The 16,550-nt window shown below is 63.0% G+C and carries 20 protein-coding genes; 9 read left to right on the top strand and 11 right to left on the bottom strand.

Features of this window, described 5'->3' with window-relative positions:
* Positions 1 to 39 precede the first annotated feature (39 nt).
* Both thiD and hemL read left to right on the top strand, forming a co-directional pair.
* Positions 40 to 876, top strand: coding sequence for a bifunctional hydroxymethylpyrimidine kinase/phosphomethylpyrimidine kinase (gene thiD / locus F1609_RS01335; protein ID WP_167073911.1), 837 nt, complete (start codon positions 40 to 42; stop codon positions 874 to 876).
* On the top strand, positions 873 to 2,162 hold the full coding sequence (hemL, locus tag F1609_RS01330; protein WP_167073909.1) for a glutamate-1-semialdehyde 2,1-aminomutase: 1,290 nt from the start codon (positions 873 to 875) through the stop codon (positions 2,160 to 2,162). The genes thiD and hemL overlap by 4 nt, the downstream gene beginning before the upstream one ends.
* Here the strand turns inward: hemL and F1609_RS01325 are convergent, their stop codons facing one another.
* Entirely contained in the window at positions 2,163 to 2,525 is a 363-nt protein-coding gene (locus F1609_RS01325) for a colicin immunity protein (protein ID WP_167073907.1), read from the bottom strand.
* A 10-nt stretch (positions 2,526 to 2,535) separates the two neighbouring features.
* Positions 2,536 to 2,817 (bottom strand): colicin E5-related ribonuclease, encoded by a 282-nt coding sequence (locus F1609_RS35315; RefSeq protein WP_167073905.1) that lies wholly within the window; start codon positions 2,815 to 2,817, stop codon positions 2,536 to 2,538.
* Between F1609_RS35315 and F1609_RS01315 the strand changes: the two genes are divergently transcribed.
* A complete protein-coding gene (locus F1609_RS01315) occupies positions 2,761 to 3,039 on the top strand; it encodes a hypothetical protein (protein ID WP_167073457.1) in 279 nt (92 codons plus the stop codon). The genes F1609_RS35315 and F1609_RS01315 overlap by 57 nt on opposite strands.
* A gap of 104 nt (positions 3,040 to 3,143) precedes the next feature.
* Here F1609_RS01315 and corA read toward each other — a convergent pair whose 3' ends face one another.
* The 9 genes from corA to mpl form a co-directional block, all read right to left on the bottom strand.
* Complete coding sequence (gene corA, locus F1609_RS01310) at positions 3,144 to 4,109, bottom strand: magnesium/cobalt transporter CorA (protein ID WP_167073903.1); 966 nt, start codon at positions 4,107 to 4,109, stop codon at positions 3,144 to 3,146.
* Between the two features lie 81 nt (positions 4,110 to 4,190).
* Positions 4,191 to 4,613 carry a DUF4124 domain-containing protein gene (locus tag F1609_RS01305; RefSeq protein ID WP_167073901.1) on the bottom strand — a complete coding sequence of 141 codons (423 nt, stop codon included), beginning with the start codon at positions 4,611 to 4,613 and terminating at the stop codon, positions 4,191 to 4,193.
* A gap of 20 nt (positions 4,614 to 4,633) precedes the next feature.
* The gene (gene mtgA, locus F1609_RS01300) at positions 4,634 to 5,347 is read right to left on the bottom strand and encodes a monofunctional biosynthetic peptidoglycan transglycosylase (RefSeq protein ID WP_167073899.1); all 714 of its coding nucleotides are present in this window, start codon (positions 5,345 to 5,347) and stop codon (positions 4,634 to 4,636) included.
* Positions 5,344 to 6,171 (bottom strand): shikimate dehydrogenase, encoded by an 828-nt coding sequence (gene aroE, locus F1609_RS01295; RefSeq protein ID WP_167073897.1) that lies wholly within the window; start codon positions 6,169 to 6,171, stop codon positions 5,344 to 5,346. The genes mtgA and aroE overlap by 4 nt, the downstream gene beginning before the upstream one ends.
* Positions 6,168 to 7,052 carry an energy transducer TonB gene (locus F1609_RS01290; RefSeq protein WP_167073895.1) on the bottom strand — a complete coding sequence of 295 codons (885 nt, stop codon included), beginning with the start codon at positions 7,050 to 7,052 and terminating at the stop codon, positions 6,168 to 6,170. Before F1609_RS01290 ends, aroE begins: the two co-directional genes overlap by 4 nt.
* A 79-nt stretch (positions 7,053 to 7,131) precedes the next feature.
* Complete coding sequence (locus F1609_RS01285) at positions 7,132 to 9,183, bottom strand: ribonuclease catalytic domain-containing protein (protein WP_167073893.1); 2,052 nt, start codon at positions 9,181 to 9,183, stop codon at positions 7,132 to 7,134.
* 33 nt (positions 9,184 to 9,216) lie between these two features.
* Entirely contained in the window at positions 9,217 to 9,810 is a 594-nt protein-coding gene (locus F1609_RS01280) for a chorismate--pyruvate lyase family protein (RefSeq protein ID WP_167073891.1), read from the bottom strand.
* Positions 9,807 to 10,394, bottom strand: a complete 588-nt coding sequence (locus F1609_RS01275; RefSeq protein WP_167073889.1) for a YqiA/YcfP family alpha/beta fold hydrolase — start codon at positions 10,392 to 10,394, stop codon at positions 9,807 to 9,809. The genes F1609_RS01280 and F1609_RS01275 overlap by 4 nt, the downstream gene beginning before the upstream one ends.
* On the bottom strand, positions 10,391 to 11,770 hold the full coding sequence (mpl, locus tag F1609_RS01270) for a UDP-N-acetylmuramate:L-alanyl-gamma-D-glutamyl-meso-diaminopimelate ligase (protein WP_167073887.1): 1,380 nt from the start codon (positions 11,768 to 11,770) through the stop codon (positions 10,391 to 10,393). Before mpl ends, F1609_RS01275 begins: the two co-directional genes overlap by 4 nt.
* Positions 11,771 to 11,848: 78 nt before the next feature.
* Here mpl and F1609_RS01265 point away from each other — a divergent pair, with 78 nt between their 5' ends.
* The 6 genes from F1609_RS01265 (at position 11,849) to prmA (ending at position 16,546) form a co-directional block, all read left to right on the top strand.
* Positions 11,849 to 12,493, top strand: a complete 645-nt coding sequence (locus tag F1609_RS01265; protein ID WP_167074512.1) for a hypothetical protein — start codon at positions 11,849 to 11,851, stop codon at positions 12,491 to 12,493.
* Positions 12,490 to 13,059, top strand: coding sequence for a TlpA family protein disulfide reductase (locus tag F1609_RS01260; protein WP_167073885.1), 570 nt, complete (start codon positions 12,490 to 12,492; stop codon positions 13,057 to 13,059). Before F1609_RS01265 ends, F1609_RS01260 begins: the two co-directional genes overlap by 4 nt.
* 137 nt (positions 13,060 to 13,196) lie before the next feature.
* A complete protein-coding gene (gene aroQ / locus F1609_RS01255; RefSeq protein ID WP_167073883.1) occupies positions 13,197 to 13,634 on the top strand; it encodes a type II 3-dehydroquinate dehydratase in 438 nt (145 codons plus the stop codon).
* Between the two features lie 93 nt (positions 13,635 to 13,727).
* On the top strand, positions 13,728 to 14,192 hold the full coding sequence (gene accB / locus F1609_RS01250; protein WP_167073881.1) for an acetyl-CoA carboxylase biotin carboxyl carrier protein: 465 nt from the start codon (positions 13,728 to 13,730) through the stop codon (positions 14,190 to 14,192).
* Between the two features lie 9 nt (positions 14,193 to 14,201).
* Positions 14,202 to 15,602 carry an acetyl-CoA carboxylase biotin carboxylase subunit gene (gene accC, locus F1609_RS01245; protein ID WP_054268457.1) on the top strand — a complete coding sequence of 467 codons (1,401 nt, stop codon included), beginning with the start codon at positions 14,202 to 14,204 and terminating at the stop codon, positions 15,600 to 15,602.
* Positions 15,599 to 16,546: a 50S ribosomal protein L11 methyltransferase gene (gene prmA / locus F1609_RS01240; RefSeq protein WP_167073879.1), complete on the top strand. Its 948-nt coding sequence runs from the start codon at positions 15,599 to 15,601 to the stop codon at positions 16,544 to 16,546. Before accC ends, prmA begins: the two co-directional genes overlap by 4 nt.
* Positions 16,547 to 16,550 lie beyond the last annotated feature (4 nt).

Below are 16,550 nucleotides of genomic sequence, written 5' to 3'. Positions count from 1 at the left end.
CTAGTAAAATGCCGAATCAGGCATCTTAATCTACCGGCCGTGCAAATCCAAACTTCTCCTCTGATCTTAACGTTCGGCGTGTCCGACCCCATAGGCGCTATCGGCATCCAGGCCGACCTGGCGTGTTTTTCGGCCCTTGGCTGCCACGGCCTGTCGGTCATGACCGGCATTCTCATTTCCGACACCGCGAGGGTCGAAGACGTGCAGGAGGTCGACGCCGACTGGGTCTGCGACCAGGCCCGCGTGGTGCTCGAAGACATGCCGGTGGCGGCCTTCAAGGTGGGCGCGCTGACCAGCATCGAGCAAGCCTCGGCGATTGCCGAAATCGTCTCCGACTATCCGGACGTGCCGCTGATCCTCGACCCGTTTTTATCGAGCCTGCCCGATTCGGGCCTGGCCGACGACGACATGCTCGGCGCGATCCGCCAGATCCTGGTGCCGCAGGCGACCGTGCTGCTGCTCACGCAGGTGGAACTGGCGCGCATGGCCGAGACCTGGCGCGACGGCGGCGGCGACATGCTGAAAGAAGACGTGGCGGAACTGACCGGCATGGGCTGCCAGTATGTGCTGGTCAAATGCACCGGTTCGAGCGGCACGGGCGCCGGCGCGCAGCTGGCCAACACCCTGTTCGACGAAAACGGCGTGGTCGGCACCTTCAACTGGCAGCATTTTCCCGGTCCGTTCGTGGGCGCCGGCAGCACCTTGTCGGGCGCGCTGGCCGCGCTCATGGCGCGCCAGTTCGAGCCGATCGACGCCATCCAGGCGGCCCAGGAGTTCACCGTCGGCGCGCTGGCCAATGCGCAGCGCTTCGGCATGGGCAAGCTGGTGCCCAACAAATTTTTCGCCCACCCCATTTCCTTATCGAGCAAGCCATGAACCAAGACTCCCTGAATAACACGCTGTTCGCGCGCGCCCAGAAAACCACCCCGGGCGGCGTTAATTCGCCGGTGCGCGCCTTTAAATCGGTGGGCGGCACGCCGCGCTTCATCACCCGCGCCGAAGGCCCCTACTTCTGGGATGCCGACGGCAAGCGCTACATCGACTACATCGGCTCGTGGGGTCCGGCCATCGTCGGCCACGCCCATCCGGAAGTGGTGAAAGCGGTGCAGGATGCGGCCGCGCGCGGGCTCTCGTTCGGCGCGCCGACCGAAGGCGAAATCCTGATGGCCGAAGAAATCTGCCGCCTGGTGCCGTCGATCGAGCAGGTGCGCCTGGTCTCGTCGGGCACCGAGGCGACCATGAGCGCGCTGCGCCTGGCGCGCGGCGCCACCGGACGCGACAAGATCGTCAAGTTCGAAGGCTGCTACCACGGCCACGCCGACTCGCTGCTGGTCAAGGCCGGCAGCGGCTTGCTGACCTTCGGCAACCCGACCTCGGCCGGCGTGCCGGAAGATTTTGTGAAGCACACCCTGGTGCTCGACTATAACAATGTGGCCCAGCTGAAAGACGCGTTCGCCTCGATGGGCGACACCATCGCCTGCGTGATCGTCGAACCGGTGGCCGGCAACATGAACCTGATCAAGGCCACGCCGGAATTCCTGCGCGCCATGCGCGCGCTGTGCACCAAGCATGGCGCGATCCTGATTTTCGACGAAGTCATGTGCGGCTTCCGCGTGGGGCTGGGCGGGGCGCAGGCGCTGTACGACATCGTGCCGGACCTGACCGCGCTGGGCAAGGTCATCGGCGGCGGCATGCCGGTGGCGGCCTTCGGCGGGCGCGCGGAACTGATGCAGAACATGGCGCCGATCGGGGCCGTGTACCAGGCCGGCACCCTGTCGGGCAATCCGGTGGCGGTGGCGGCCGGCATGACCACCCTGAAGCTGATCCAGCAGCCGGGTTTCTACGAGAAGCTGACGGCGCAGACGGCAAAGCTGGCGGCCGGGCTGGCGCAGGCGGCCAAAGAAGCGGGCGTGACCTTCTGCGCCGACTCGGTGGGCGGCATGTTCGGGATTTACTTCAGCGAAGAAGTGCCGGGCAGCTATGCCGAGATGATGGCGGGCGATAAGACCCGCTTCAATGCCTTCTTCCACGCGATGCTGGACGAAGGCGTGTACTTCGCGCCGGCCGCGTTCGAGGCGGGCTTTGTGTCGGCACAGCACGATGACGCGGTGATCGAAGAAACCATCGCGGCGGCGCGCCGGGTGTTTGCCAAGCTGGCTTGATCAGTCAGCGTATTGCACCTGGCTGGCCCGGTGCGGCCAGCCGGCGCACGGGGCCGTGGTCAGGATGAACGCGCTGTGCGCAGTGGCTTGCGCGGCGACAAACCGCGCCGCTTCTTGATTGTTTGCACTGGCCCGCTCCTGATCGAGCGGCGGGTCTTGCCCATCCCAGATACAGTCGAGCCGGGATTCAAATCCGGGCGCATGCCAGATTCCACCTTCCACGCGGGCGACAACAAGCCCCTTGCGCGCGGCCTCGGCGCAGACCTCGATTGCGGCGCGTGGCGACAGGCGCATGGTGACGCTGCCGTTCATTTCGAAGAAGGCAGCCGGCGATTCGTAAAGACGGCTTTTGTCGATGTTCATGGCAATGTCCTCATGACTCCCAAATAATACGACTATCAGGCATCCAGTAGGGATCGTTCTTGTCGCTAACATGAACCACTTCCCCAGTGCGGTCGTTCACGACGACATGCCCACCATCTTTGGACCCGTACACTGTAGCGGTGTCCCGCCGCGCCCGTCGATCCCCAGTTTTTTGAGGCGTCCGATGATCGATCGAGCGGCCAATCGGCTCGGTCTCGATTAAATCCAGTACCTCTTGCTCGGTCCAACCGCGATCCGCAAGTTGCCGTATTATCCGGTCGCCAAGGATCATGGCAGCGCGCCCGGAAGATACTTCATCTTAGTATTGAGATGTGGGACGCGCAAGACAGCTTTCGTCGCTATCGGCCCGATTGAATCCCTTTGCAACCAGTCACAAGTGACGACAACGATAGAACTATCGCTGCGTCGCAACTGGGGGAAGACGGGAAAAAGAATAATCGCACGCAGCAAAGGCGGGATGGGCAGCGAAGGCATGATCGTCGATCCGGCTTGATTGAGGTCAAGCCAGTCTAGCCCTGCCAATGGCTGCGTTCAGACCCGGTCACGCCATGACTGACACCAGTCAAGCATGCGAAACAAGGTCGGAACTTATGAACCTTAGCGCAACCAGCCCCTGCGCAAGAACACCCACACTGGCGTAATCATCGACGCCACCATCAGGGTCAAGGCGAGCGGATAGCCGTACTGCCACTCCAGCTCCGGGAAGGCCTTGAAGTTCATGCCGTAAATACTGGCGATCAGGGTCGGCGGCAGGAACGCCACCGAGGCCACCGAGAAGATCTTGATGATCTTGTTCTGGTTAATGTTGATGAAGCCGACCGTGGCGTCCATCAGGAAGTTGATCTTGTCGAACAGGAAGGAAGTGTGGCCGTCCAGCGATTCGATGTCGCGCAGGATCTGGCGCGCTTCCTCAAACTGCTCGGCGTTGAGCAGGCGCCCGCGCATCAGGAAACTGACGGCGCGCCGTGTATCCATCATGTTGCGCCGGATGCGGCCGTTCAAGTCTTCCTCGCGCGCGATCGCGTTCAGGGCGTCGGCCGCGTCTTTATCGGTGAATTCCTTTTGCAGCACCAGCCCGCTGACTTCTTCCAGGTGCTGGTAAATCCCTTCCAGCGCATCGGCCGAGTACTCGGCGTCGGTGGCGTACAGGTCGAGCAGCACGTCCATGTAATCGGCAATCGAACCGGGCCGCGAGCGGGCGCGCATGCGCACCAGGCGAAACACCGGCAAGTCGTCGGTATGCACCGAAAACAGCATCTTGCGCGCGAGAATGAAGGCGACCGTGACCACGCGCGAGGGGCCGTCGTCTTCTTCCAGCAGGAAATCGGTGCGCAGATGCAAGTCGCCGTTTTCCGCTTCGTAATAGCGGGCCGACGCTTCAATATCCTTGACTTCGTCTTCGCCCGGCAAGATCACGCCGTAGATGGTCTTGACCCAGGCCCGCTCGTCGTCATTGGGATCGGTCAGGTCGACCCAGACCGGGTCCACGTTTTCGAGATCCGCCCGCGACTCGATCGGTACCTGATTGAGTCGGCCATTTTGTAGGACAAATACGTTGATCATGCGCTTTCTCGGCCGGATTCAAAACAGCGCAAGTGTACCCGTTAGCCCTCTACCCGGCCACCCCGAAACACTTAAATTGACTCAGCGCAGCTGTTTTTCGATCATTTTGTCGAGCATCGGGTTCGACCCCGGCGCGGCCTGCTCCACCGGCGGCTTTTTCGGCGCTTCAAAGCCCTTGGTGTCGTGAATCTGGATCACCTTGCTGCTGCGGTTGTCAGGCTTGCAATCGGTGTTGGAAATGATGATCTTGCCGTTGATGACGCACTTGCGCATCTGGCCGTCGCCATTGCCGGCCGCTTCGCTCACGGCTTGCTTGGCCGAGTCGATCACCTTGCCAGCCGGACTGGCGGTGACGGTCTTGCCGAGTTTGGCAGCGCCCTCGGCGAACAGATTGCGCTCGTAGCGCATGGAAAACAAGGCGGCCATGGCCAGCGCCGCCAGGGCGACCGAGCCGGTGGCGACCCACAACAGCGAGATGGCGCCCTGTTGGTGACGAGAAATCATGGACATTTTCCAGTAAAGAATCAGGGCAAGTCTGCCGAACTCATGCGGTTGACGATGAGGGTGGTGCGGCGCGCCAGATAGCTCGAGCTGCGGTTGCGGTCGTAATAGCGCGGATTGGGCAGCATCACGGCCAGTTTGGCGGCCTGCGCCACGCCCAGGTTGGCTGCGGTGGTGCGGTAGTAATAGCGCGCCGCGGCCTCGGCGCCGAAGATACCGCGCCCGAATTCGGCCACGTTCAGGTAAATTTCCAGGATGCGCTGCTTGCTCATGACCGTTTCGAGCATGAAGGCAATGATCATTTCCTGGCCCTTGCGCAGGTAACTGCGCGAGCCGGTCAGGAACAGGTTCTTGGCCAGTTGCTGGGTGATGGTGGAGCCGCCGCCGACCACCTTGTGGCGCCGGTTGTTGCGTTCGTAGGCTTTTTGCAGCGCTTCCCAGTCGACCCCGTCATGCTCGGAAAAATTCGCGTCTTCCGAGGCGATCACGGCCCGTTTCAGGTTCTCCGAAATACGCTCGTACGGCACCCACTGGTGTTGCAGCACCGCCTTGGGTTTCTTTTCGCGCATCACGGCCAGCTGGTCTTCCATCATGTTGGTGCTCGATGGATTGACCTGGGAATACCAGCACACCATGAAGAAGAAATACAGCTGGACCACGATGAAGATCAGCAAGGGACCGAGGAACAGCCAGGTGATCCAGCGCCTGCGTGCGCCACCCTTGGCGGCCTTGCTCATATGGCCAGGCGCAGGCGGTCCAGGATGGCCGCGGTGTCGGGACGGGCGCCGCGCCACAGCAAAAAAGCTTCGGCGGCTTGCTCGACCAGCATGCCGAGGCCGTCGCGGGTAAGCGCGCCGTGGGCGGCGGCAAACAGCATGAAGCGGGTCGGGTCCTTGCCGTACATCATGTCCAGCGCCAGGGTGCCGGGGCCGAAGGCGCTGGCCGGGACCGCCGGCATATCGTCCGCCAAGCTGGCCGAGGTCGCGTTGATGACCACGTCGTAGGGGCCGCCAATGTCGTCAAAAGCGCAGGCGGCCAGGCGCTGGTCCTGCGCCAGCTGGGAAGTAAAGCGCTCGACCAGGGTGTCGGCCGTGGCCAGGGTACGGTTGGCGATCATCAGTTCGGCCGGCAAGGCGGCCAGCAGCGGCACCACGGCGCCGCGCGCGGCCCCGCCGGCGCCCAGCAGCAGTACGCGCTTGCCTTCGAGGTCGATGGCGGCGTTGCGGGTGATGTCGCCCACCAGTCCGGCGCCGTCGGTGTTGTCGCCAATGATGCCGCCGCTGCTGTTAAAGACCAGGGTATTGACGGCGCCGGCCGCGCGCGCGCGTTCGGTCAGGCGGTCGGCCAGGTCGGCGGCCTGGAGTTTGAAGGGCACGGTGACGTTGGCGCCCTTGTAGCCGGCGGCCACCAGGGCGCGCACGGTTGCATCAAAAGCGTCGAGCGGCGCCAGGCAGCGTTCGTACACCATCTCTTGCCCAGTCTGCCGGGCAAAGTCGGCGTGGATCTCGGGCGACTTGCTGTGGGCAATCGGGTTCCCGATGACGCAGTAACGCTCGCTCATTTGGTCTGGCCGCGCAACTCGGCTTCGAGCTTGTCTTCCCGCGTGAACTTGAAGCTCGTGATCATGATCCACAAGTCGTCCTTGTCGCTGGAACGCATGTTTTTCGGGAACTGGGTGAACGGCGCGGCACGCCGCACGATGGCCAGCGCCGCCTTGTCGAGCGCGGGATTGCCCGAACTCTTTTCGATGCGTACGCCGCCTTCTTTGGTGTAGATGGTGCCATCCTGGAAGATCGGGATGTACACGATCAGCTCGCCGTACAGCTTCTTGCCGTCTTTTTGCGGGAAGTTCAGCGTACCGACGTCTTCGATCTTCTTCTGCGTCGTTTTATAGTAAACGGCGTAGCCGACTGCCTGCGTGCTCGGCGTAAAGAAGGTCTTGCGCGGACGCTTGTTCTGGTCTTCGATGCGCTGGGCAATCTCGGCCTTCTGGCGCGCGAGGGGCTTGGTGCTCTCGATCAGGTCGTTGCCGTCCTGCTCGGGATCGGGCGTTTCCTTGTCGGTCACCGGGGCTGCGTGCACCTTGGAATCGTTGGCCTTGGTCAGCAGGTTCTTCTGCATCTGCTCCAGTTCCGTGATGCGGCGCAGGGTCGATTTGACGCTCTCGCCGGTCTCGTCCTTGCGCATATCGGGCAGGGGCGAGGCGGCGCGGCCGGTATCGGCATTGCCGCCGCCATCGAGGTCGGCCTGGGCCAGCGCGTCCGCCTTCAGCGGTTTGCTGGCGTGCTTGGCGTTGACCAGGATGACTTCGAGGCCGGGATCGGTCGGGGTCAGGTTGAACGCCTCGGGCGCGACAAAACGGACCGCCAGCAGGGCCGCGTGCACCGCGACCGAAACGGCCACGGCAATGGACAGGGAGCTTATATTTTGCAAGTGCTTCACACGATACCGGGAAGAATTTTGTTGAATCAGGGAACGGCCATTCTACATTCTAATGGCCGCCGTGGCGATGTTGGCAACGTCAGCCGGCCGCCGGCTCGCTGGTCACTACCGTTACCGATCCCTCGGCTTCGACTGCCTCGGTGGCGGCCGCTTCGCCGGTGTCGGCCGGGACCGCCGCCGGCTCTTCTTCCTCGTAGTCCAGGTCGGCATCGGCCGCGATCTCGGTGCTGGAAGGCAGTTCGAGCAGGCGCGCTTCGATGGTCAGATCGAGCTCATCCCAACGCAGGATGTCGAGTTTGACCTGCGCCCCGCGCGCCACCTGCGGCATGCCGGGCAGGCGAATGATCAGCGGAATGTCGGCCAGACGCAACACTTCATCCTTGAGCACCACCGCCTCGACCTGGCGCTGCTCCTGCTGGCCGAGCCAGCGCAGGCACCAGTAGCGCTCCATGTTCTGCTGGTGGTCGTTGTAGGCGCCATAGGCGGCGTCAAAGGCCGAGACGATGGCGAACAGGTTGGCGTCACGGGGCTTGAACGGGGCCACCAGCGGGGCCGTCACGCCATGTTCGGCGCAGGCCAGGATCTGCCACTGGTTGACCAGGTCGGTATACCGGCGCAGCGGCGAGGTGCTCCAGGCGTACTGGTCCACGCCAAGGCCCTGGTGCGGCGCGGCATGAGTGACCATGCGCACCTGCATCTTGGCGGCCCAGCCGGCGCCGCTACCGGCGCCTTGCGAGCGGTAAATACCCGGCACGCCCGAGTCGTGCATCAGCTTGCCCCAGGTGCTGTTGGCGAAAATCATCAGCTCGGCCACGATCTTGTCGAGCGGCGCGCCACGCTTGCGGCGCAGCACCGTCACGACATCGTCTTCGACGTAGAAATTGAAGTCGACCCGGTTGTTCTGCTCGGGTTTCAGCCCGAAGCCTTCGCGCTTGACCATGCGCGCCGCTTCCAGGGTGAGCGCCCACTGCCACAGCACGGCCAGCTCGGCCTTGTGCGGATACTCGCCGCTGCCCGCCGCCAGCGCTTCTTCGCTGACCACCTCGTCCAGGTCGTTGTTGCGCAGGTTGCTCTTGATCGGCACCAGTTCGGCGCGGGTCACGGTCGACTTCACGCTCCAGTCGGCCGGGTCGATGGTGGCGTACAGCGACACCGCCGGGCAAGTCTTGCCTTCGGCCAGGGTGAAAGCGGCGACCAGTTCGTCCGGCAGCATGGTGATTTTGTCGCCCGGCATGTAGACGGTGGACATGCGCGTGCGCGCCATTTTGTCGATCGCGTCGTCGGGACGAATGCCCAGGCCCGGCGCGGCGATGTGGATGCCGACCTGCACCATGCCGTCCGCCAGGGTCACGACCGAGAAGGCATCGTCGATCTCGGTGGTGGTGACATCATCGATCGAGAACGCGGCCACCTCGGCGACCGGCAGATTGGCCGGCATTGGCGGTACCGCGACGGCCGGGAAACCGGCGCCGCGCGGGAAATTCTCGAACAAAAAGCGTGCCATGTGCAGCTCTTTGGGCGAACCGAAGCCGCCGGCGGCCAGCATCAGACGCTGCGGCGTGGTGTGCAGTTCGTTGCAGGCGGCGTCCAGCGCCTTGAATTCGATGCTGTTCTTGTCCGGCTTGAACAACAGTTGCTGCACCAGCGGACGCATCGATTCCGGCAACTTGTTGGCCTTGAGCTCGTCCACATAGCCGGCCTGGATCAAGCCTTGCTGTTTCTTTTTCTCGATGCCGGCCTGGGCCGCGCGCAAGGACGCTTCCGGGGCCGCCTTGTAGCGTCCGCGTCCCTTCTTGTAGAAATAGATTGGGGCGCCATGCAGCGCCAGGATCAGTCCGGCCGCTTCGGACGGCAGCGGGGTGTGGCCGAAATACTCGGCGCCCAGCTCGGCGAAACCGAATTCGTCCTGGCCGGCAACTTCCCACAGGAATTCGAAATCGACATCGGCGGCAACCGCTTTGGCCGCTTCCAGCAGGTCGGCCGCGGACGGCTTTTCGTACTGCAACAGGACGTCCTTGACCTTGACCTTGGTGCGCTTACCGCTTGGCATTTCGACCTGGTAAGCCTCGCCCGCTTGCGACAACACGGTGCCGACCTTGAAATCGCCGGATTCTTCAAAAAATAGGTTCATGTGAATGCTTTGTCTTTACTTGGATATATATTTTTACTTGGTATTGTTTGTTGGCGCGGGGGTCGGGTCGCGCCTGGCAAGCGCCAGGACCGGGGGCAGAAACACCTCGGTCACGAGCAAGATGCCCCGGTGGCGGCGATACAGGCAGCGCCGCGCATATAAAACAGTATCGCCGTCCACGCCGAGCGCCGCCCGGGCGCGTTCCATTAATGGATGACCGGCGCGGATGCGCGCAAATTCGAGTTCGCCGCGCAGCACTTGCGGATCGTAAAACAGGGTACTGCCCAGCGAGCGTTCGCCCAGGCCGCCAAACAGCGGCCAGTCGCTGGCGCTGGCCGACAGCGGCACCACCGTGTGCGCGAACACCACCGGCGTCTCGTCGCAGCGCAGCAAGACTTCGCGCTCGAGCACCTGGACCGTGCGCGGCAAACCCAGCGCGCCGGCTTCGTCCGCCAGGCACGGGGCGCGCCGCTGGTGCAGGCGCTGCACGCGGAAAGCCTTGCTGTGCGCCACCAGGCGCGCCGTCAGCGAGCCGCCGCTGGTGAGCCAGTCGCGCAGCGGCGGCGGCGCGTTGAGCCGGTTCACATGCCGATGCCACGATGCCTGGCGCAGCGAGGCGCCCCTCACCGCGCCGGGCTCGCGGCGCCGTCCAGGCAAAACGCCAGGACCTCGTCCACGTACTGCCCGAATTCGGCGATGGCGTGGTCGCTGCCCTCGATCACATGCTGGCGCGCGCCGGCGTAATGCATCGTCATGTCGCGGTAGTCGAGCACTTCGTCGCCGCTCGCCGCCAGCAGGAAATAGCGCTCAGGACGGGTAATGGCGGGCACGGCCAGCACGCCCAGTTCCTCGATATACGCGCGCTTGAATTCAAAAACTTTGTCGGAATGATACTCGGTCGTGACGCCGACATGCTTGTCGAGGTCTTTCAAGGGGTACACCGCCGGGTTGAGCAGCGCCGCGCGGCAACCGAGATGCTCGGCCAGCCAGGTGGCGTAATAGCCGCCGAGCGAGGAGCCGATGATCGCCAGGTCGGCCGCATGGTAGCGTTCGACCAGGGTCAGCGCCAGGTCCATCGCCTCTTTTGGCGAGGCCGGCAGTTGCGGGCAGATCAGTTCATGCGCGCGCCCCAGCGCCGCCATCTTCTCGCCCACCATGCGCGCCTTGCAGGAGCGCGGGGAGGAGCGGAAACCGTGCAGGTAAAGAATCATTGGGCCAGCGCCTCAAGCAGTTTCTGGTGTACGCCGCCGAAGCCGCCGTTGCTCATGACCAGGATATGGTCGCCCGGCTGGGCCGCGTCGGCCACGGCCTTGACCAGGAAATCGAGATGGTCGAAGCTGTGCGCGATCGCGCCCAGCGGCGCGAGCGCATCGGCCAGGCTCCAGCCCAGCGCTTGCTGGCTGCCGAAGCCGAACACCAGGTCGGCTTCGCGCAGGCTGCCCGGCAAGGCGTCTTTCATCGAGCCGAGCTTCATGGTGTTCGAGCGCGGTTCCAGCACGGCCAAAATGCGGCCCTGGGCCTTGTCGCCGCTGCCAATCTTCTGGCGCAAGCCATTGACAGTAGTGGCGATCGCGGTCGGATGATGAGCAAAGTCGTCATACACGGTCATGTTGCGCACCACGCCGCGCACTTCCATGCGCCGCTTGACGCTCTCGAAACGGGCCAGCGACTCGGCCGCCTGCGCCACCGGCACGCCCACATGGCGCGCCGCGGCAATCGCCGCCAGCGCGTTCAGGCGGTTGTGCTTGCCGGTCAGGCCCCAGGCCACGGTGGCCACGACCGCGCCCTTGAAGACGACGTCGAAATCGCCGCCGGCATGTTCCGCCATGCTCCAGTCGGCGCCGTCGCTGGCGCCGAACATTTCTTTCTCGCTCCAGCAGCCGCGCTTGAGCACGCGGCCCAGCGAGGCTTCGTCGCCGTTCACGATCAGCCGGCCAACGCCGGGCACGGTGCGCACCAGGTGGTGGAACTGGGTTTCGATGGCACCGATATCGGGGAAGATGTCGGCATGATCGTATTCGAGGTTGTTCATCACGGCGGTTTTGGCGTGGTAATGCACGAACTTGCTGCGCTTGTCGAAGAACGCCGTGTCGTACTCGTCCGCTTCGATCACGAAGTAGCCGGACGGCTCGCTGCCGGCCAGACGCGCCGAAATGCCGAAGTTCATGGGCACGCCGCCGATCAGGAAGCCCGGCGAGTAGCCCGCGTCTTCCAGGATCCAGGCCAGCATGGCCGAGGTGGTGGTCTTGCCGTGCGTACCGGCCACGGCCAGCACCCATTTATCGTGCAGGATATGTTCGCCGATCCACTGCGGACCGGACATGTACGGCAGGCTGCGGTTCAGGATTTCCTCGACCAGCGGATTGCCGCGCGCCACCACATTGCCGATCACATACAGGTCGGGATTGAGCTTGATCTGGTCCGGGCTGAAGCCTTGGATCAGTTCGATGCCCTGGGCTTCGAGCTGGGTGCTCATTGGCGGATAGACGTTGGCGTCGCAGCCGGTGACCTTGTGGCCGGCTTCTTTCGCCAGGACCGCGAGGCCGCCCATGAAGGTGCCGCAAATGCCGAGGATGTGAATATGCATGGTGTCGAAGCCAAATGAATGAATACGCGATTTTACCCGACCCGATCGCATTTGCCGTTCCAGAGTATCATCTCGCTCATGATGCCTACCCCGATTGACGATCTCTCCCTGCTGCGCGCGGAAATCGCCGCCGTCGCCGCGCGCATGATTGCCCAGGACGGCGCCGACTACGCCAGCGCCAAGCGCAAGGCCGCGCTGCAGGTGCTCGGCGAGCGTGCCGACGCCGCCAACTTGCTGCCCGATAACGTGCAGATCGAAACCGCCGTGCGCGATTACCAGGCACTGTTCCTGGCCGACACCCAGCCGGCGCGCCTGCTGGCGCTGCGCACGGCCGCCCTGCAAGTGATGGATGCGCTGGCCGAATTTTCGCCCTACATCACCGGCGCGGTACTCAATGGCACCGCCGGCGAGCACGACGACATCGAGCTGCAACTGTTTGCCGACAGCGCCAAGGAAGTGCAGATTTACCTTCTGAACCGCAACGTCACGATCGACATATCGGAGACGCCGCACTTCAAGGGCGCGCGTTTCGACCCGGTCGAAACGGTCAGCTTCTTGTGGCATGGCGAAGGCGTGCACGCCGAACTGTATGAAAAGCACGACCTGCGCGGCGCCCTCAAGCCACGCGCCGACGGCCGCCCCCAGCGCGCCGACGCCGCCACCCTGCGCAGCATGATGACAACTTCCGACACCACACCGACTTCGCCCCAGGACCCGACATGAACAAGCAAACGATTTTCACCTTCGCCGGCATCGCCGTGCTGGCCGGCGCGCTGGGCGCCTGGTTCGGCATGCACAACAAGCAGGACCCGGTAGTGGCCTCCACCACCCCGCCTGCGGTGCAGCCCGGTCGCGCCGGCGCCACCCCGGTCGAGGCATTGTTTGCGGAAACCCTGAACAACCCGGCCGGCACGCCGCAGGCGCTGGCCCAGTGGAAAGGCAAGGCGCTGGTGGTCAATTTCTGGGCGCCATGGTGTCCGCCTTGCGTGGAAGAAATGCCGGAGCTGGCCCAGGTAGCCAAGGACCACAGCGCCAAAAATATCAATATCATTGGCATCGGCATTGATTCGCCGTCCAACATCGCCGAATTTACCGGCAAATTCAATATCAGCTACCCGATCTACGTGGCTGGCATCAGCGGCACCGAACTGTCGCGCAAGCTGGGCAATAGCGCCGGCGGCCTGCCCTACACCGTGCTGATCGGCGCCGACGGCCAGGTCAAGAAAACCTATCTGGGACGCATCAAGTTCGACGAGCTCAAGGCCGACCTGGCCGCACTCAAGTCCTGAGGCACAAACCCTTGGCGCAACCATGCTTGACGGTACGGAATGCACCAGCCAATAATTTTTAGCAATTTTTTTCGCTTGCCAATGCCCACAGTTGGCGGCAAAATGCGTGACTTTCGCGTAATAACGACCCTTCAACCATGGCAAAAAAGCTCCTTCTGCTCAACGGCCCCAACCTGAATCTGCTGGGGACACGGGAGCCTGAGGTGTACGGCAAGGCAACATTAGCCGACATCGAGAACGCTGCGACAGCCCAGGCTGCTGCGGCGGGCGCCACGCTAACTTGCTTTCAGAGCAATCATGAAGGCGCCCTGATCGATGCCATCCATGCCGCCCGCGGCGACGGCGTGGACGCGATTGTCATCAATCCGGGCGGGCTGACGCATACCAGCGTGGCCCTGCGCGACGCGCTGGCCGGGGTGGCGATCCCGTTTGTGGAGGTCCATATCTCCAATATTTACCAGCGCGAAGCTTTCCGCCATCATTCTTTTTTGTCCGCCATTGCGCAGGGCACCATTTGCGGGCTCGGCATTGATGGATATCGCTTTGCCATCGACTTTGCGCTTAAAAAGCGTTAATCTACTGGCATCTTCAAGCATTATGCGCGGTTATGCTTATATCATGAGCACGCCGCATACTCTTAAAACACAAACAATTCCAAGGGGTTTCACATGGATTTACGAAAACTCAAGACCTTGATCGATCTCGTCGCCGAATCGGACATCGCTGAACTCGAAGTAACCGAAGGCGAGAGCAAGGTCCGCATCGTCAAGTCATCCGCAATCCCGCAGAATCAGATGGTCATGATGCAGCCGCAAGGCATGCAGCAGCACTACGCCGGCGCCCAGGCCCCGGCACCGGCCCCGGTCGCCGCCCCTGTGGCCGTGCCGGCCGAGCCGACCGGCCACACCGTCAAGTCGCCGATGGTCGGCACCTTCTACCGTTCCTCGGCACCGGGCTCGGCCGCCTACGTCGAAGTCGGCTCGACCATCAAGGAAGGCGAGACCCTGTGCATCATCGAAGCGATGAAGCTGCTCAACGAAATCGATTCCGACGTGTCCGGTGTCGTGACCAAGATCCTGGTCGAAAACGGCCAGCCTGTCGAGTTCGGCCAACCGCTGTTTGTGATTGGCTGATCGACCACTATGTTTGAAAAAATTCTCATTGCCAATCGTGGAGAGATCGCGCTTCGTATCCAGCGCGCCTGCCGCGAGATGGGCATCAAGACCGTGGTGGTCCACTCCGAAGCCGACAAAGACGCCAAGTACGTGAAGTTGGCCGACGAATCGGTCTGTATCGGACCGGCGCCATCGGCGCTGAGCTACCTGAACATGCCGGCGATCATCAGCGCGGCCGAAGTCACCGATGCCGAAGCGATTCACCCCGGCTACGGTTTCTTGTCCGAAAACGCCGACTTCGCCGAACGTGTCGAAAAATCCGGCTTCGTCTTCATTGGTCCGCGTTCCGACTCGATCCGCCTGATGGGCGACAAGGTCTCGGCCAAGCAAGCCATGATCCGCGCCGGCGTACCGTGCGTGCCAGGCTCGGACGGCGCCCTGCCGGACGATCCGAAAGAAATCATCCAGACCGCGCGCCGCGTGGGCTACCCGGTGATCATCAAGGCAGCCGGCGGTGGCGGCGGACGCGGCATGCGCGTGGTCCACACTGAAGCTGCCTTGCTCAACGCCGTGGCGATGACCAAGACCGAAGCCGGCGCCGCCTTCGGCAATCCGGAAGTGTATATGGAGAAGTACCTGGAAAATCCGCGTCACGTGGAAATCCAGATCCTCGCCGATGAACACAAGAACGCCGTCTGGCTGGGCGAGCGCGACTGCTCGATGCAGCGCCGCCACCAGAAAGTGATCGAAGAAGCACCGGCGCCGGGCATTCCGCGCAAGTTGATCGAAAAGATCGGCGACCGCTGCGCCGAAGCCTGCCGCAAGATCGGTTATCGCGGCGCGGGTACCTTCGAATTCCTGTACGAGAACAACGAGTTCTACTTCATCGAGATGAACACGCGCGTGCAGGTCGAGCACCCGGTCACCGAAATGATCACCGGCATCGACATCGTGCAGGAACAGATCCGCATCGCCTGCGGCGAAAAACTGCGTTTCCGCCAGCGCGACATCATGCTCTCGGGCCACGCTGTCGAGTGCCGCATCAATGCCGAAGACCCGTTCAAGTTTACCCCGTCGCCGGGGCGCATCGTGTCCTGGCACGCGCCGGGCGGTCCTGGCATCCGCGTCGATTCGCATGCCTACGCCGGTTATTATGTGCCGCCGCATTACGATTCGATGATCGGCAAGGTCATCGCTTACGGCGCCACCCGCGAGCAAGCCATCCGCCGCATGCAAATCGCGCTGTCGGAAATGGTGGTTGAGGGTATCCTGACGAATATCCCGCTGCATCGCGAATTGATGATCGATGCGCGCTTTATCGAAGGCGGCACCAATATTCACTACCTCGAGCAGAAACTGGCCGACAAGCCGGACCTGCCGAAAGGCCCGACCAGCCCTAACAAATCGGAAACGAAGGCAGACGCATGAGCTGGACAGAAGTTGTCATTGAAATTGCACGTGAACACGCGGAAGCCTTGTCCGACGCGTTGATGGAAGCCGGCGCCCTCTCGGTGTCGGTGGAAGACGCCGACGAAGGCACCGACCAGGAAAAGCCGCTGTTCGGCGAACCCGGCATGGAACCGACCGAAGCGGCGTGGGACCACAGCCGCGTGGTGGCCCTGACCGACGTCGACGCCGACCAGGCCGCCATCGTGGCCGAAGCGGCTGCGGCGATTGGCATCGACACCACACCCTCGTTTACCACGCGCGCCGTGGCCGACGAAGACTGGGTGCGTTTGACCCAATCGCAGTTCGCGCCTATTCATATCGGCAAGAACATCTGGGTGGTTCCGAGCTGGCACGAAGCACCCGACCCGGACGCCCTGATTCTCGAACTCGATCCGGGCCTGGCTTTTGGCACCGGCAGTCATCCGACCACGCGTTTGTGCATGGAATGGCTGGAGGCGCATCCGGCCCCCGGCAAGACCGTGCTCGACTACGGTTGCGGCTCCGGCATCCTGGCCATGGTGGCCAAGAAAATGGGCGCGGGCGACGTGGCCGGTGTCGATATCGATCCGCAAGCGATCGAATCGGCGCGCGACAATGCCGCACGCAACCAGTGCGAGATCGATTACTACCTGCCGGACAGCTTCGCCGCCTCGGCCAAGCCGCATCACGCCACCGGCAAGTTCCACACGGTTGTCGCCAATATTTTGTCGAGCCCGTTGAAACTGATGGCGCCGATGCTGGCCGGCCGCGTGGCGCCAGGCGGTTCGCTGGTGTTGTCCGGCGTGCTGGCGCGCCAGGCTGAAGAAGTGGCCGAGGCGTATGCCCCGTTCATTACTCTCGGCGTGTGGGCTGAGCAAGATGGCTGGGTAGCACTGCACGGCCAGCTTGGCAGCAACGTTCCACCTACCCCTCGCGGTCAATAAAGGC

Source organism: Massilia aquatica (assembly GCF_011682045.1).
GTDB classification, from domain to species: domain Bacteria; phylum Pseudomonadota; class Gammaproteobacteria; order Burkholderiales; family Burkholderiaceae_D; genus Telluria_A; species Telluria_A aquatica.
The sequence above is the reverse complement of the archived record's forward strand: the minus strand, read 5'-3'. Positions and strand labels throughout refer to the sequence as shown.

What these genes read in the sequence shown, in the direction of transcription:
- accB (WP_167073881.1), top strand. Translation starts at nt 13,728, where the DNA reads ATGGATTTACGAAAACTCAAGACCTTGATCGATCTCGTCGCCGAATCG.
- prmA (WP_167073879.1), top strand. Translation starts at nt 15,599, where the DNA reads ATGAGCTGGACAGAAGTTGTCATTGAAATTGCACGTGAACACGCGGAA.
- F1609_RS01285 (WP_167073893.1), bottom strand. Translation starts at nt 9,183, where the DNA reads ATGAACCTATTTTTTGAAGAATCCGGCGATTTCAAGGTCGGCACCGTG.
- aroQ (WP_167073883.1), top strand. Translation starts at nt 13,197, where the DNA reads ATGGCAAAAAAGCTCCTTCTGCTCAACGGCCCCAACCTGAATCTGCTG.
- F1609_RS35315 (WP_167073905.1), bottom strand. Translation starts at nt 2,817, where the DNA reads ATGATCCTTGGCGACCGGATAATACGGCAACTTGCGGATCGCGGTTGG.
- F1609_RS01305 (WP_167073901.1), bottom strand. Translation starts at nt 4,613, where the DNA reads ATGATTTCTCGTCACCAACAGGGCGCCATCTCGCTGTTGTGGGTCGCC.
- mpl (WP_167073887.1), bottom strand. Translation starts at nt 11,770, where the DNA reads ATGCATATTCACATCCTCGGCATTTGCGGCACCTTCATGGGCGGCCTC.
- F1609_RS01325 (WP_167073907.1), bottom strand. Translation starts at nt 2,525, where the DNA reads ATGAACATCGACAAAAGCCGTCTTTACGAATCGCCGGCTGCCTTCTTC.
- F1609_RS01265 (WP_167074512.1), top strand. Translation starts at nt 11,849, where the DNA reads ATGATGCCTACCCCGATTGACGATCTCTCCCTGCTGCGCGCGGAAATC.
- mtgA (WP_167073899.1), bottom strand. Translation starts at nt 5,347, where the DNA reads ATGAGCAAGGCCGCCAAGGGTGGCGCACGCAGGCGCTGGATCACCTGG.
- accC (WP_054268457.1), top strand. Translation starts at nt 14,202, where the DNA reads ATGTTTGAAAAAATTCTCATTGCCAATCGTGGAGAGATCGCGCTTCGT.
- F1609_RS01275 (WP_167073889.1), bottom strand. Translation starts at nt 10,394, where the DNA reads ATGATTCTTTACCTGCACGGTTTCCGCTCCTCCCCGCGCTCCTGCAAG.
- F1609_RS01260 (WP_167073885.1), top strand. Translation starts at nt 12,490, where the DNA reads ATGAACAAGCAAACGATTTTCACCTTCGCCGGCATCGCCGTGCTGGCC.
- hemL (WP_167073909.1), top strand. Translation starts at nt 873, where the DNA reads ATGAACCAAGACTCCCTGAATAACACGCTGTTCGCGCGCGCCCAGAAA.
- aroE (WP_167073897.1), bottom strand. Translation starts at nt 6,171, where the DNA reads ATGAGCGAGCGTTACTGCGTCATCGGGAACCCGATTGCCCACAGCAAG.
- corA (WP_167073903.1), bottom strand. Translation starts at nt 4,109, where the DNA reads ATGATCAACGTATTTGTCCTACAAAATGGCCGACTCAATCAGGTACCG.